Raw genomic sequence first — 14253 nt, 5'->3', positions numbered from 1 at the left:
AAATTCTCCTATTCTTTATAAGGTTTAATTTCTTTCACAACATCTAATAGTGAGCCATCACGATATTCGATACAAGCAACCACACGATTTGTAAACTGCAAAGGTTCTGGAACACCCACAATTTTTTCAGCGCGTTGTTGTAACTCTTCGATTGTAAATACAGGAATACGTTTAATATTTTTAAAGATATCTACTAAATCTTGACGTAACGGATTAATCGCAATACCAATTTCTGTAACAAGAACATCAATACTTGATCCTGGTGTAATTAAAGTTGTCACATCTTTAACAACTGTTGGTATTCTACCACGAACAAGAGGTGCTGAAATAATCGTTAACTTAGCAGTTGCTGCATCTTGATGTCCTCCGATAGCTCCTCTTAAAACACCATCTGATCCAGTCATAACATTCACATTGAACTGAGTATCAATCTCTAAAGCAGATAAAATAACTACATCTAGTTGATTAACAACTGCCCCCTTATTATGAGGACCTGCATAAAATGACGCATCAATTTCTTGTTGATTTTCAAATTGTGCCATTCCCTCTGCTGCACCTTTATCAAAATCTTGAACATCTAATACTTTAGCAACCAAACCTTCTTCTAGTAATTCCACAGTTGGTTTCGTGATACCACCTAAAGCAAATGACGCCTTAATGTCTTTAGCTTTCATTTCTTCTTTTAAATAACGAGTCACGGCTAAAGCTGCCCCACCCGTTCCCGTTTGGAATGAAAATCCTTCTTTAAAATAAGGTGAGTTAACAATAACATCTTTCACTGTCTCAGCAATTTTCAATTCTTTTGGATCTTTGGTAAAACGAGTTGCTCCAGCACCAATTTTATCTGGATTACCAATGGCATCAACTTCCACAATATAATCTACTTGTGTTTGCGGGATACTGATTGGTGTATTAGGATAAGGAACTAAGTTATCCGTGATTAAAACGACTTTATCTGCGTACTGTGCATCAACTTTGGCATAGCCTAAAGAACCAAAAACAGATTTCCCGTAAACAGCATTCGCATTTCCATAATTATCAGTTGTTGGAACACCTAAAAAGGCAACATCTATTTTAATTTCGCCTGATTCAATGGCACGAGGTCGATTCCCATGAGAACGTAAAATAACTGGATTCTCCATACCACCACGTGAGATAAACTCACCTAAACTGCCACGCATTCCACTACTTGTGATGTGAGAAACTATTCCTGCTTTAATACACTCAATAACCATCTCATTCATAACGTTTGTTAAAGAACTTGGTGCTAAGGTTAAATCTTTAATTCCCATCTCTTTAATAACAGCCATCACTTGATTAAAAACAAAGTCTCCTTCTCTCAAATGATGATGGAAAGAAATCGTCATACCATCTTTTAAACCTGTTTTTTCAACTGCTTCTTTGATAGTAGGAAGAACTTTTTCCATTTTATTTGTGACAGTTGTTACTTTCGGTGCCACACGATTCACTTCAACTGAAGGAAGCTCCACAGTACTAAAGGTTGTTTCATATTTTTTTAAGATATCTTTGGGTAGCTCTCTACTCATAAATATTTCCCTCCTCATCCATTAAGTTAGACGCTTTTGCTAATCGAATGACTCTCTCAGCTCTCTCTACAATTGGTTTATCAATCATTTTTCCATTTAATGAAATAACGCCTGAACCTTTTGCTTTTGCTTCTTCAATAGCAGCAACCACATTCAACGCATTTTCTATTTCTTTTGTTGTTGGTTGATACACGCTATTAACTAATGGAATTTGTCTAGGATTTATACATGATTTTCCGTCAAAACCTAATTGATGAATCAATTTAACTTCATTTAAGAATCCTTCTGTATTATCAACATTAGAATATACCGTATCAAAAGCGGAAATTCCTGCCGCACGAGCTGCATGAACAATCATACTACGAGCAAAGAACAATTCTTTTCCATCTGGATAACGTTTTGTTTTCATATTCGTTACATAATCTTCGGCACCAATCGCAATACCAATTAATCGATCAGAAGCTTTAGCAATCGCAGGAGCATTCAGTACACCAGCCGCACCCTCAATCGCAGCCATCATAAGAGTTGTTCCTACTGGAATGCCAAAATGTTCTTCCGCTTCTTGAATGACCTCATCGACTTCAATGACATCTTCTGGATACTCAGTTTTTGGCAAACGAATCACATCTACACCAGCTTTAACAACGGCAAAAATATCAGCACGACCAAATTCAGAATGTAAATCATTAATCCTTACAACTACTTCAGTATTACCATAATCAACTGTTTGAATAGCTTGATAAACTAACATTCTAGCTGCATCTTTTTCAGTCATAGCAACCGCATCTTCTAAATCGAACATAATTGAATCTGCCCCGTAAATACCTGCATCTTTAATCATAGCTGGATTATTTCCCGGAACAAACATCATTGTTCTTCTTAAACGTTCTTTCATTTTCATTTACTTTAAACCTCCCACGGTGTTTCTTTGTGCTGGATACCTAGAGATCTGTGAATAGCCGCTGTTAATCTTGCTTTAATCACACAATCTAAGGCACCTTTATCTACAACCTTTAATTGAGCATCAGTTATATCGTATGCTGTTAAAGTATCTAAAATCACTTGTTTAATTTGTCTACCAAACTGCTCTAATACTTGGCTTTCTAAATCAATTGTAATACCTTCTTTACCTTCAGAAATCATGATTTGAACATCACTAGATTCTAAAGTTCCTGCAACTGCTGTATTTTCTATTTTCATTTTTTAAACTCCTTTACTTCTTTAATCTAACTAAATAGTCATAAGTTGTTTTTGGAACAAACTCAAGAATAGCTGATAAATCTCCAGTAGCAACATGTTTTCTGACATTGGTTGCTGAGATAATCTTTCCTGTTTCTGTCATTATTCTAGGGATTATTTTTACATCTATTTCGGGTTCTAAATTTTCTTTTAATGCTTGATTATATGTTTCAGTCATTTGGGATAAAGGTTCTTCTCCAACATATCTCGTAGAAATACCTAAATAAGAAGCGATACTTGCTTTAAAAATTGTCGCATCTAATGTTGTCTGAACTTTAGTCGCTTCATCATTTTGTCTTAAAAAGTACATTGGAAAGGTAAAAGGACTAATCATATAGTCACCACCTAAAATAACTGTCACATTCGTTAATTTTTTTGTTCCTTGTCGAATCATTTCTAAACGGTCCTTTGTAGAAAAAACATCCTGCTCTTTTTCTACAACAAACACATAGACCCAATCATTTTCATTCGCAGCTGTTTCGATTAAATGATAATGTCCTTTCGTAAAAGGATTAGCATTCATAACGATACTTGCTTTTTTAGTGACATTTTTTTGAGGTATTTTTTCTAGAAAATTCTCAATTGTTGGTATACCATACTCTAAAAAAGCAACTTGATCAGTGGCAGCTATCAACTTAAAGCCTAAGTATTCAAAACTTTGTTGAAACTTAAGTTTAGTTAGGACAAACACATGGAAAACTTGTTCACTCGCTAATTCTTGTAGAGCATGAGAAACCAGTCGATTAAATACACTACCCTCTTGCCTAAATTCATCTAAGATGGCTATATATTTAACCAATGAGCCACTAATTGAAACAGTAGCAACTAATCTTTCTTCCTCATAAATACCATACGTTGAATCAAGCAACATCACCTCTTCATTTGAAAAACGTTCAATCCCAGAATCTAGCATCAATGTTTTCCAATCTGATAAAGTTTTTTTATTACTTAAAAATAATCTTGTGATGTTCGCTTGATTAAACATAATTTTTCTTCCTCTCTACGATAATAATCCCATTAAGAATATGGCGAAAGTAACAGTCATTGCTCCACCTAAACGAACAGCTACTTGTGCAAATGGCATAAGGACCATTCTGTCACCTGAGGCTAAGATAGCTAATGCGCCAGTACCACCTTGTCCACTACAACAAGAAACGGCAATTGCTGTATCAACTGGGTACATTTTTAAAAACTTAGCTGCAATATATGCTGTTAAAACAATGGCACAAACAGTTGCAACGATTGTCACGATAATCGCTGGACTTTTAAAAACTTGAATTAATTCTTCCCAGTCTGTTTTAGCAACCCCAACACCAAATAAAAGTGGCGGTGTAATTCCTTTTACAGTGAATCCGTAAAGTGAGGCTCCACCTTCTTCAACGTCTTTAGGAATAAACCCTAACATTTTTGCTCCCATTAACGATACTAACAAAATAACTGGAGAAGGAATAGAGAAACCGAGTAGTTGATGAATTAAATGTTCCACATAAACTGCTAGGAAATAAATCGTAATCGCAACGACTCCTGCTATCAATGTTTTATCAATACTGATTGCTCCAGATGATGCTTTTAGATTTTCTAATTTTTCATCATCACCATCAATCAGTTTACCATTACCCGTTAAGTGAGGTTTCTTTTCCCCAATTTTACGTAAAATTCCTGCTAATAATACGGCAACTAAACTTCCTAACATAACACAAGGTAAAATTTTACCAAAAATGTCATTTTGACTCATACCAGACATAATAGCGGCATAACCAATAGATAAAGGCATCGCACCCTCACCAACACCACCAGCCATAATAGGTGCTACAACGAAAAAGTATGCTTGCCACGCTGACATGCCTAACATAACCCCAACACCAGTCCCAACTAAGGAACCAATCACATCGCATAAAATCAAAATAACTAAAATACGAGATGTTGCTTTGATTAATGTGTGGCGATTCATTGAAGCAATACTTCCTACCACAAGTAACGTGATAAAGAACATTAAAAAGTTATTATTGTTCATAAAATCACTAACAACTGTAACTGTACTTTGTGGTAACCAGTTTTTATAAACTAAGAACGCAGGTAAGAAAGTAACAACCAATACTTTTCCACCTAAATTTTTTAATACGGGAATATTTTTACCAATTTCTTCTAATAAATAAGCGAATACAGTCATAATACCTAAAGCTACTAACATGTCTTTCTCTGGAACAATGTCACTGATCGTCATTGCAACATACGCTAACACTAAAATTGCGTATAGTGGTAATGGAATAAAACCAATCTTAAACTTTTTTAACTTTTCAACCATTTCATTCATCCTCATCTTTTATTTTTTATAGTTTAAAACAGCTTGAGTCACTGCTTCTACAACTCCTGAATCAAAAACATTGGGAATAAACTTCTCTGTACTTGGTTCTGTCACCAAATCAGCTAAACTATTAGCCACTTCTATTTGTAACTCTAAATCAACTTTCTTAGCCTTAGATAAAAGTAATCCTTTAAATAATCCCGGAAAAGCTAAAATATTATTCACTTGATTAGGATATTTAGATGAGCCTGTTGCGATAAGTTTTGCTCCTGCTTTTTTAGCAAGCTCTGGATCTATTTCTGGCACCGGATTTGCTAATGCAAAGACAATAGCTGATGAACTCATACTTTCTACCATTTTTTCTGTTAACACATTGCCATCAGATAAACCAATGAAAGCATCTTGTCCAACGATTGCTTCCGATAAAGTGGTTACATTTTTATTTTCTGCTAATTTTTCAACAAGCTGACGTTGGTATTTATTTAATGTTTTGTCAGTAACTTTAAGTACACCTTGTTTATCTACTAGCGTCAAATGAGTGACACCGACTTTAAAAAGCAGTTCTGCTGTAGCAAGTCCTGATGCCCCAACACCGTTAATTAAAACTTTTAATTCTGACATTGGCTTATTTGCCAGTTTAGCCGCATTGATTAATCCAGCCAAAACAACAATTGCAGTTCCTTCTTGATCATCATGATAAACAGGTATCGAAACTCTTTCTTGAAGTTTTTCTTCAATTTCAAAACATTGAGGAGCTGAAATATCTTCTAAGTGAATCCCTGCAAAACTGTGCTCTAAATTAGCAATCGTATCCACAATCTCATCCACAGATTTTTGTTTAATCGCTAAGGGAATCGCGTCAACGTCTGCTAATGTTTTATACAGTAATGACTTTCCTTCTACAATTGGAAGTCCTGCTTGATCGCCAACATTTCCCAATCCTAAAACGGCAGTTCCATCTGTTACAACCGCTACCAATTTTCCGCTGATTGTCAATTCTCTTGCTAAATCATGATCTTTCTCAATCATTAAACTCAATTCAGCAACTCCTGGTGTGTACATTTTTGCCAAATCTTGATTGTCGTGAACTTCTTCTGTTGTTTTTAAACTTAAAACACCTATGTTTTTTTTATGAATTTCAAAAACATCATTCAAATCAATCTCTCCTTTTTTCATTTTGATAAAAAAAGTATAACATTTTCATTTTGAAAATAAAAGCGTTTATTTTTTTATTTTTAAAAAAATATATAGTATTTTTAAAAAATGAAAAAGGATTTTTTATTAAAATGTTGATATAATGGGATTAGCTATGATTTGATTAAGGAGAAATTTTTTATGAATGAAGATTTAATAAACAATGAGTCATTACTCGTTAAACTATGTGAAGATTATTATTTAAATGATATTAATATTAGTGAATTAGCTAAAAAATATGATTTAAGTCGCTATAGAGTTATGAAGTACATTGAAGAAGCTAAAGAAAAGCAAGTTGTTACAATATCGATTAACTCACCACATGCAAGAAATTACGATTTAGAAAATATCTTTAAAAAATATTTTTCAACAACTAATGTCTATATTTTAAAAGATACAGAAGATGTTTCTAATCAAGATTTATTCTTTTCAAAATTTGTGGCTGACTATACACAGTCTTTTATCCAACAATCTAAAATTGTTGCTTTATCTTGGGGAGATAGTGTTTTTAAAGTCATCGATCAATTTAAAAAGACACAAAGAGAAGATCTTGTCTTTACTCAGTTCATTGGAGAAATCGGAAAGTACAATTCATTAGCTGGATCAACAAGGCTTGTACAAAAAGCGGCTGATTGTTATGAATCGTCTTATCTTACTCTAAGCATTCCTCTTTATATTATTAATGACACAGCTCGAGAACTTATGTCTCTTGAACCTTTAATGGCTAAAACATTATCAACAGCTGCTCACGCAGATATATTAATTTCTGGTATTGGGACACCAAGTTCGATAGAATCTGTAGACTCTTGGAATAACCATAAAAATTTACTTTTCCCTAATATGAATGAATGTGTTGGTTTTTTATACGGTCGGCCTTTTAATGATCAAGGTGAATTTATAAACAGCGAGGATAAAACTTTTGGACTAACACTAAAAGAGGTTTTCGTCATTAATAAACGAATTGGTATTTGTAACAGTAAGTTTAAATCAGTTGCCTGTTTAGGTGCTCTTAGAGGGCATTTTTTCACCGATTTGTTCTTAGATGAGAAAACGGCTTGGAAGATTTTAGGATTAATAAAAGAATAGTAAAAAAAGCGATTAAGTCAGTTTCCTCCGACTTAATCGCTTCTCATTTCTAATCTAATTCAACGTTATGATAAATACTTTGTACATCTTCTAACTCGTCTAAAACATCAATCATTTTTTCGAAATGAGCTAAATCATCACCAGTTAACTCAACTTCACTTTGAGCTAACATTTGAATCTCCGCTACTGAAAATTCTTCGATGCCTTTTTCTTTTAATGCTTCTTGAATCACATGGAAATCAGTTGATTCACCATAAACGATGATTTGACCTTCTTCTTCAAAAACGTCACGAACATCAATTTCTTTTTCCATTAAGAATTCAAAAATATCATCCACGTCAGTTCCTGCAAAACCAAAGATAGCTGTGTTATCAAACATATAAGCAACAGCTCCAGAAACGCCCATGTTTCCACCGTTTTTATTAAATGCCGCACGTACGTCAGCTACTGTACGGTTAACGTTATTTGTTAATGTGTCTACGATGACCATTGAACCATTCGGACCAAATCCTTCATAGCGTAATTCAGAATAAGTTTCATCTCCTGAACCTTTCGCTTTTTCAATCGCACGGTCAATAATGTGTTTTGGTACATTATAAGTTTTAGCACGCTCAATAACGAAACGTAATTTTTGGTTAGAATGCGGATCAGGTTCACCTGATTTTGCTGCTGCATAAATCTCAATACCGAATTTTGCATAAATTTTACTGTTGTTAGCGTCCTTAGCCGTTTTCTTAGCGACAATATTTGCCCATTTACGTCCCATAATTTCACTTCACTTTCTTATATTCTCTTTTATTTGCCTATTTTTTTCAAAATATCCTGTTTCATTATACTCGCAATATCAGAAAATTTATAGTCTTTTATCAAAAAAATGATGAAATATAGTGAATTTATTCTTTTATTCCCCTTACTTTTGATATTCCAAAATGGCATATCAAAAGCACAGATAAAAAATTAAAACCTTATCATTTCTTTTCATTTTAGGTGAACATACCCTATTTTTTTATTTTCTAAAAAAACAATAATTTTTTGCCAACCTCAATCAGTGAGATTTTTTAAAAATTATTGTTTCTATCTTTAATAACTTCCTTTAATGACGAAATAACTACCTCTTATTTCACCAGCTAATTTTGATTTCTGACGAGCAAATTTAAATTTCCCTTCAAATTCAACAGGAATCTCCATTGTATCTGACAACTTAAAGCCCACAGCACGTTTACCGCCATCTTCTAGCGTATACATGACGTTGATCGATAAGCCATTCTCATAGAAAACATAAGCCATTTTTATGCCTTCAACTTCAAAACTTGATACTTCAAGGGCTTTATAGGGAAAAGTTAAGTCTCTTTCAAGTAAAATTGTTTCAATCCACTTTAAAGTATCTGGTTCATCTGATACTGATTTTGTCACAAAGACATGTTTATATTTGTTCCAAAAATACCTTGCTTCATTCGCTCTTAAACCTGCTAATTTTTCTGCGACAGGTGAACTTTCTAAACCGATTGTTGAAACTTCTTTAAAATCAACTTGATAAGCCATACTCGTTTCCTCTTTTCTTTTGATGACTCTCATTATATATAAGTCTGTTTCATAGAACAAGAAAGACGATTTGTATTTTTTAATCTAGAAAGTAACGACTTTATCTGCCCACTCCACCATCTCCACACAATCAATCATCGTTGAAATTGGACAAGCAGTTGACTTATCTAAATGACGTGAAATTAAGCACGTTCCACAAGCTAATAATTCACCTTTTAACTCTGTGAATTTAGCTAATTGATCCACTACATCGTATTGTTCATCTTTGATTGATTCAATTTCAACTGCTTCACCCATTAAGAATAACTTTACCTCGTGACCTTGTTTTAAAGATGTCACACAAAAACGGACGGCATTCCACGCTTTCTCATGTTCTTTCGTTTCTAAAATAATCCCAAATTTCATCTTCTTTCCTCCTCGTGAATTTATATACTATCAGTCTAACATAAAAACACCCTTCACTTTCAATAAGTAAAGGATGCTAAATAATTTATTTTGTTACTTCTTCCCCAGCAATACGTCCAAAGACAATAATATCAGCAATGGCATCAGAGCCTAAACGGTTAGTACCATGTACGTCTCCAGTTACCTCTCCTGCTGCATAAACATGAGGGATCACTTTTTTATCACCATCAAGTAACTGTGCTTTTGTATTAATTGTTAAGCCACCCATTGTATGGTGAACGGCTGGAATTGATTTCATGATGTAGTAAGGACCTTCACCAAAGGCTACTAACTCACCACGTTTGTTGAAGTCTTTATCTTTGCCATCTTTTGCATATCGATTGTAAGTATCTACAGTTTTTTGTAGTTCTTTGGCATCAATTTCAAAATGTTTCGCTGCTTCTTCAACTGTATCAGCTTTTACTAAAAGACCACGATTGATTAAGCTTTCGTATTCTTTTTTATGCGTTTTATCTACTTTTGATTTATCCATAGCTGCTTGATCCCAGAACATATAAGAATGTCCATCAGATTGTTTTGTCACAGCTTTTGAAATCACATCACGACGTTCTAGTTCTTCCACAAAACGTTTACCTTCTTTGTTAACTAAGATTGATAAACCTTCCATACGAACGTCACCTACATATAATAAACGACCTGTTTCAGGATCACACGTTGGGTATGTTTGGATATATTCCATGTCTGTTGTTCCAGCACCAATGCCTTCACCAATCACAATTCCGTCACCCATACTTCCTGTACTTGTTGTTGATAGGATTTTTTCATCCATGTCTTTATTATATTTTTTACGCATTTCTAAGTTAGCACCAAATCCACCAGAAGCCACAACTATTCCCTTTTTAGCTGAGAAAGTAATATCTTTTTCATTTACTTTCGCTTCTACTTGATTCAAGTCACCTTTACCGTCTTTTGCGGTAATTTTTTTAGCGTCTGCATTGGTTAACAATGTCACACCGCTATCTTTTGCTTTTTTCTCTAATTTCTTAACTAATTCGGCACCTGAAGCATCTTTTGGAACTAAACTTCTTTTAACTGAATGACCACCAAAGAATAGTAAATAATCTTCAAATTCAACTTTTACGTCATCTCTTAACCATTCAGCTGCAGATAATGCATTATCTGCTAAAACACGAACCAATTCAGGATCATTCTCAGCGTCCCCACCTTTGATAATATCTTCGTAAAATTGGTCTTTACTGTCTTTAATTCCTTGTTCTTTTTGTAACCAGTTACTAGGAGCTGCCATTTCACCACCAGAAATCATTGTGTTTCCACCAAGAACTGGTAATTTTTCTAGTAACACAACTTCGCTACCTTTTTCTGCAGCAGTAATAGCAGCTGAAAGTCCAGCACCACCACCACCAATAACTACAACATCATAATCTGTTTTACTAACTTCTTTTGCTTTAGGTAAGTTAGCTTTCACTTTCGACATTGCCGCAATATCGACACTTGATTTTTCAAGAGCATTTTTAACTGCATCAACAACTGCTTTACTTGTTGATGAAGCTCCTGTCACAGCGTCCACGTCTAACCCCTGATCTTTAATAATTGCATCAGGAATTTGTTTTAAAGCCAAATCAGAAACACCATCAGTTTCACTACTTTCAATGACTTTAATGTTTTCAATCTTGTCCTTTTTAACAGTCACTTCAACTTTGATGAGACCGTTAGCGCCTTTTGCTTCACCTTCAAACTTACCGTCCTTTGAACTACCAGACGAGCAAGCCACTAGTGAGAAACAAAGAATACCGACAAATAAACCTTGTAACATCTTTTTCATAAAAAAATCTTCCTCCTAAATTTGTTAACTCGGCTATTATAAGTTATAAGTTTCACAAAAGCAATCGCTTGTTTTAACTAAAAATAACCTTTGTAAATAAGAATTCTTCTAAAAAATTGTGAACATTTATACTAAAAAAGTCATTAAACATCTCTATCGAACATGTTTTATTTGATTTGTGTATTATAAAAAGAGTGGATTCAATCAATCCACTCTTCATTTTTAAATAAAAATTGCTTTTATTTGTTCTATTTAAGATACTAATTTTATATATGAACTTAATTTGTATTGTAAATGAGAATCATTATAAATTATAACTCTATTAATTTATCTTTTAATATTTAGATAATATATCCTATAAACTGTTTATTCTTTTTCAACTTTGATGTATGGGTTTGTCTCGACTGTGACACCAACTGAGGCAGCTCGTAAATGAGAAAATTTTTGCATTTTCTTTAAATCTTTATTTTCTCCGGTCACTAAAATACCTAAAATTTCAGTATCAGAAAGTGATTTATCTTTTGATTTCTTTAAAATCTTTTGAATTTCTTCGTCTGTTTTTCGGTCATCGTATTGCTTTAAGTCATCAAGAAAACCTTCAAAAGAATCTTGTTCCTGCTCCATGTCTGGACTAAATCCGTAATTATCCATTCCTGGTGGTCCCATGGGCTTTTTGTCAGGTATATTAGATCCCATGTATAGCCATTTCACTGTGACTCCTTTGGGAATGTCTGCTTTGACCTCTTTCCATTTTACTGGTTTATCAAAGGAAATCGCCATCTCTGTAACTTCTGATTTTTTCTCATCCATTAATTTTAAATCATTCGGCATCTCTTTTAAATAACCACTATAATTCACATCTGGATGATAAAAATCTGCTACTTTTTGTTTTGTTTGTTTATTATACGAATAGGTGTTTTTTTCGGTCCAATGTAGCCCAGATAACAATTCATTGTGATCGACGTTTGAAGAAAATAATGAGTACGTCGCTCTTATTGTGTCCCATGGTACTACATAACCTGAAATATCTTTTGATCTGTTAGAAACGATTTCCCCTCCTGTAGCAGATGAATAAGATAAAACTTGTGAATCTATTTGGATATTAGGCTCAGCTATTCGATTTCTTAAAAATAAAAAATCATTTAATCTATCCGATTGTTTACCCACAATTTTATTACTCAAAGAATAAAATAATGGTATCGTGATTAGCAAGGTTACAATCGTAATTAAAATAATTCGTAGCGTATTTTTCAACTTAGCTTTTTTTAGCGTCTTTTCAAAATTGGGTTCCATCTCCATCATTCCTTTCTTTTATGGCACTTTTTCTTGCTCTGGCTAGTTTTTGTTTAACTGAATCTGGCTTAATTTCTAATATATCTGAGATTTCTAAGTAGGATAATCCATAGTAGTATTTTAATATGAGAATTTCTTGATATTCAGGTTTTACAGATTCTAATTGACACTCAATTTGATCTAAATCAACTATTCTTTGATAATCATCCATCTTTTTGGGGTGATCATCAAAAAAAGTTTGCTCAACCAATACTAGTCTCTTAATCTTTCTTTTTTCATCAATAAATTGGTTTAACGCCACTCGAAAGAACCAAGCTTTTATTTGTGATTCTTTTAGTTCAGGTACTATCTTTATTAATTTATAATAAGCTTCTTGAACAACATCTTCCGCTTCATGAGGGCTAGCACCTTTTGCAATCAATAACCGATAACACTGATTCCCTAAATCAAGTAAGAACTGATCCAAGCTATCTCCTTTCCTCATCTATTTAACCTCCTTTAATATATAAACGTTTGAACCGTTAGAAATGTATACAGTTTGTTTTATTCTTTTATGATAACACACCAAAAAACCTCTCAAGACGCCAGTCTAAAGAGGCTATCATTCATTTTCATTCATACATTCATTAGTTACAAATAATCTTTTTCCAGTAGTTGTTTTGCCTGATCAATATTTTTTTCATTCACTAAAATAATTGGACCCGTACATCCCATACCACTTTCTGCATATATCTTTTCTTTCCACAAAACAAGCAATGCATCATCTAAATCTAAAACGTCAATTCCTGAAATTTCTTTCGTCACGATTTCTTTTTCAGGAACTGGGACACTTTCCTCTGGTGAGGAGTTTTTTTGTTTTTGATTTAAGCCATTACATAGTTCTGATAGTTTTGCTTTTTTAGCTTCAGCATATTCATTTTTACTTATCTTTTTTAAGTTACCTTTAGCGAGTTCATAGGCATATTGAAGAGCGTTAGCAATAACAGGGGCGCCACTTGCTCTTGATATGATACAAACATTTTGAATCTCACTATCACCAATCCCTGGACCATAACCGTAGCCAACCGCTTCATAGTTACCTCCAGTTTGATAGGCTGAAAAAAGCTTCATTAACAGGTTTCCAGTTAAACTATCACAAACCATCACATCAGGGGTTCCCATTAGGAGGTCATTTCCTCTCATGGTAATCGTTCCATCTGCTCGCTGACTTTTAGCAAAGGTTAAGTCATAGCCATTTTCTTTTAATTCTTTTAACACGCGTTCAACAGAATTAGCCCCATCAATATTTAAAATACCAACAGTTGGCTGTTGAATGCCACAAGTTTTCGCTGCTATGATACCATTTATACTATTTTTAACCATGGCTTCAATTCGATTAGAACTGGTTGTTCCAGTTGTTGTAGCAAGGTACATTTCTTTTCCAGTACTCGGTACAACCACACGCCCAACCGTTGAAACACCAATTGGAAACGTATAATGAAGTGTTACACAGCCTTGAATGACTCCTTCACTTAATAACTCTTCCATTTTTTTATGATTGTCAGCTTCACATTCGGTTACATAATGCTCATAATCAGTCACCCAATCAACGTGAGTTCCAATTAAAACGATTTTAAAATTAGCTCGATTTTGAATGATGTGTAAAGCTTCTTCCATGACAGTCGAGCCGTGCTCACTACCATCAATCGTCAAACCAATCTTAATATCATCATAATAACGATTAGACTCCAAACTTTCAGCCATCTCAATTAATATTTCACTCATTACTTCTTTTACTGAATTTGACACTTGCTTCACCT

Annotated in this window: 14 protein-coding genes; 1 reads left to right on the top strand and 13 read right to left on the bottom strand. The window is 33.8% G+C overall.

Going from position 1 to position 14253, the window contains the following annotated elements; genetic code table 11:
* Positions 1-8 precede the first annotated feature (8 nt).
* From citF to G7082_RS08845, 6 genes are read right to left on the bottom strand one after another with little or no spacing between them, the layout of a single operon-like run.
* Complete coding sequence (gene citF / locus G7082_RS08870) at positions 9-1547, bottom strand: citrate lyase subunit alpha (RefSeq protein WP_420825009.1); 1539 nt, start codon at positions 1545-1547, stop codon at positions 9-11.
* Positions 1540-2442, bottom strand: coding sequence for a citrate (pro-3S)-lyase subunit beta (citE, locus tag G7082_RS08865; RefSeq protein WP_166036052.1), 903 nt, complete (start codon positions 2440-2442; stop codon positions 1540-1542). The genes citF and citE overlap by 8 nt, the downstream gene beginning before the upstream one ends.
* 11 nt (positions 2443-2453) lie before the next feature.
* The gene (gene citD, locus G7082_RS08860) at positions 2454-2747 is read right to left on the bottom strand and encodes a citrate lyase acyl carrier protein (protein WP_166034742.1); all 294 of its coding nucleotides are present in this window, start codon (positions 2745-2747) and stop codon (positions 2454-2456) included.
* A gap of 13 nt (positions 2748-2760) precedes the next feature.
* Positions 2761-3771 (bottom strand): [citrate (pro-3S)-lyase] ligase, encoded by a 1011-nt coding sequence (gene citC / locus G7082_RS08855; RefSeq protein ID WP_166034741.1) that lies wholly within the window; start codon positions 3769-3771, stop codon positions 2761-2763.
* A gap of 15 nt (positions 3772-3786) precedes the next feature.
* Positions 3787-5091, bottom strand: coding sequence for a 2-hydroxycarboxylate transporter family protein (locus G7082_RS08850; protein WP_166034740.1), 1305 nt, complete (start codon positions 5089-5091; stop codon positions 3787-3789).
* An 18-nt stretch (positions 5092-5109) separates the two neighbouring features.
* A complete protein-coding gene (locus G7082_RS08845) occupies positions 5110-6267 on the bottom strand; it encodes an NAD(P)-dependent malic enzyme (RefSeq protein ID WP_166034739.1) in 1158 nt (385 codons plus the stop codon).
* Positions 6268-6426: 159 nt separating this feature from the next.
* On the opposite strand from G7082_RS08845, the gene G7082_RS08840 reads away from it, so the two are divergent.
* Complete coding sequence (locus tag G7082_RS08840; RefSeq protein WP_166034738.1) at positions 6427-7371, top strand: sugar-binding transcriptional regulator; 945 nt, start codon at positions 6427-6429, stop codon at positions 7369-7371.
* A gap of 49 nt (positions 7372-7420) precedes the next feature.
* On the opposite strand, the gene G7082_RS08835 is transcribed toward G7082_RS08840, so the two are convergent.
* From G7082_RS08835 to grdD, 7 genes are all read right to left on the bottom strand, one after another.
* Positions 7421-8137: a YebC/PmpR family DNA-binding transcriptional regulator gene (locus tag G7082_RS08835; protein ID WP_166034737.1), complete on the bottom strand. Its 717-nt coding sequence runs from the start codon at positions 8135-8137 to the stop codon at positions 7421-7423.
* A gap of 314 nt (positions 8138-8451) precedes the next feature.
* Positions 8452-8913 carry a phage tail protein gene (locus tag G7082_RS08830; protein ID WP_166034736.1) on the bottom strand — a complete coding sequence of 154 codons (462 nt, stop codon included), beginning with the start codon at positions 8911-8913 and terminating at the stop codon, positions 8452-8454.
* 84 nt (positions 8914-8997) lie between these two features.
* The gene (locus G7082_RS08825; RefSeq protein ID WP_166034735.1) at positions 8998-9318 is read right to left on the bottom strand and encodes a DsrE/DsrF/TusD sulfur relay family protein; all 321 of its coding nucleotides are present in this window, start codon (positions 9316-9318) and stop codon (positions 8998-9000) included.
* A gap of 85 nt (positions 9319-9403) precedes the next feature.
* Entirely contained in the window at positions 9404-11161 is a 1758-nt protein-coding gene (locus G7082_RS08820; protein WP_166034734.1) for a flavocytochrome c, read from the bottom strand.
* Positions 11162-11527: 366 nt separating this feature from the next.
* The gene (locus G7082_RS08815; RefSeq protein ID WP_166034733.1) at positions 11528-12454 is read right to left on the bottom strand and encodes a sigma factor regulator N-terminal domain-containing protein; all 927 of its coding nucleotides are present in this window, start codon (positions 12452-12454) and stop codon (positions 11528-11530) included.
* The gene (locus G7082_RS08810; RefSeq protein ID WP_166034732.1) at positions 12438-12938 is read right to left on the bottom strand and encodes an RNA polymerase sigma factor; all 501 of its coding nucleotides are present in this window, start codon (positions 12936-12938) and stop codon (positions 12438-12440) included. Before G7082_RS08810 ends, G7082_RS08815 begins: the two co-directional genes overlap by 17 nt.
* A gap of 146 nt (positions 12939-13084) precedes the next feature.
* The gene (gene grdD / locus G7082_RS08805; protein ID WP_166034731.1) at positions 13085-14242 is read right to left on the bottom strand and encodes a glycine/sarcosine/betaine reductase complex component C subunit alpha; all 1158 of its coding nucleotides are present in this window, start codon (positions 14240-14242) and stop codon (positions 13085-13087) included.
* Positions 14243-14253: the final 11 nt, after the last annotated feature.

The organism is Vagococcus hydrophili (assembly GCF_011304195.1).
Classification (GTDB): Bacteria; Bacillota; Bacilli; order Lactobacillales; family Vagococcaceae; genus Vagococcus; species Vagococcus hydrophili.
Note: the sequence above shows the minus strand (reverse complement) of the source record. Positions and strands in the feature narration are given on the sequence as shown.

Bases quoted from the DNA above. Each gene is read 5' to 3' on its own strand.
- citF (WP_420825009.1), bottom strand. From the start codon at position 1,547: ATGAGTAGAGAGCTACCCAAAGATATCTTAAAAAAATATGAAACAACC.
- citE (WP_166036052.1), bottom strand. From the start codon at position 2,442: ATGAAAGAACGTTTAAGAAGAACAATGATGTTTGTTCCGGGAAATAAT.
- citD (WP_166034742.1), bottom strand. From the start codon at position 2,747: ATGAAAATAGAAAATACAGCAGTTGCAGGAACTTTAGAATCTAGTGAT.
- citC (WP_166034741.1), bottom strand. From the start codon at position 3,771: ATGTTTAATCAAGCGAACATCACAAGATTATTTTTAAGTAATAAAAAA.
- G7082_RS08850 (WP_166034740.1), bottom strand. From the start codon at position 5,091: ATGGTTGAAAAGTTAAAAAAGTTTAAGATTGGTTTTATTCCATTACCA.
- G7082_RS08845 (WP_166034739.1), bottom strand. From the start codon at position 6,267: ATGAAAAAAGGAGAGATTGATTTGAATGATGTTTTTGAAATTCATAAA.
- G7082_RS08840 (WP_166034738.1), top strand. From the start codon at position 6,427: ATGAATGAAGATTTAATAAACAATGAGTCATTACTCGTTAAACTATGT.
- G7082_RS08835 (WP_166034737.1), bottom strand. From the start codon at position 8,137: ATGGGACGTAAATGGGCAAATATTGTCGCTAAGAAAACGGCTAAGGAC.
- G7082_RS08830 (WP_166034736.1), bottom strand. From the start codon at position 8,913: ATGGCTTATCAAGTTGATTTTAAAGAAGTTTCAACAATCGGTTTAGAA.
- G7082_RS08825 (WP_166034735.1), bottom strand. From the start codon at position 9,318: ATGAAATTTGGGATTATTTTAGAAACGAAAGAACATGAGAAAGCGTGG.
- G7082_RS08820 (WP_166034734.1), bottom strand. From the start codon at position 11,161: ATGAAAAAGATGTTACAAGGTTTATTTGTCGGTATTCTTTGTTTCTCA.
- G7082_RS08815 (WP_166034733.1), bottom strand. From the start codon at position 12,454: ATGGAACCCAATTTTGAAAAGACGCTAAAAAAAGCTAAGTTGAAAAAT.
- G7082_RS08810 (WP_166034732.1), bottom strand. From the start codon at position 12,938: ATGAGGAAAGGAGATAGCTTGGATCAGTTCTTACTTGATTTAGGGAAT.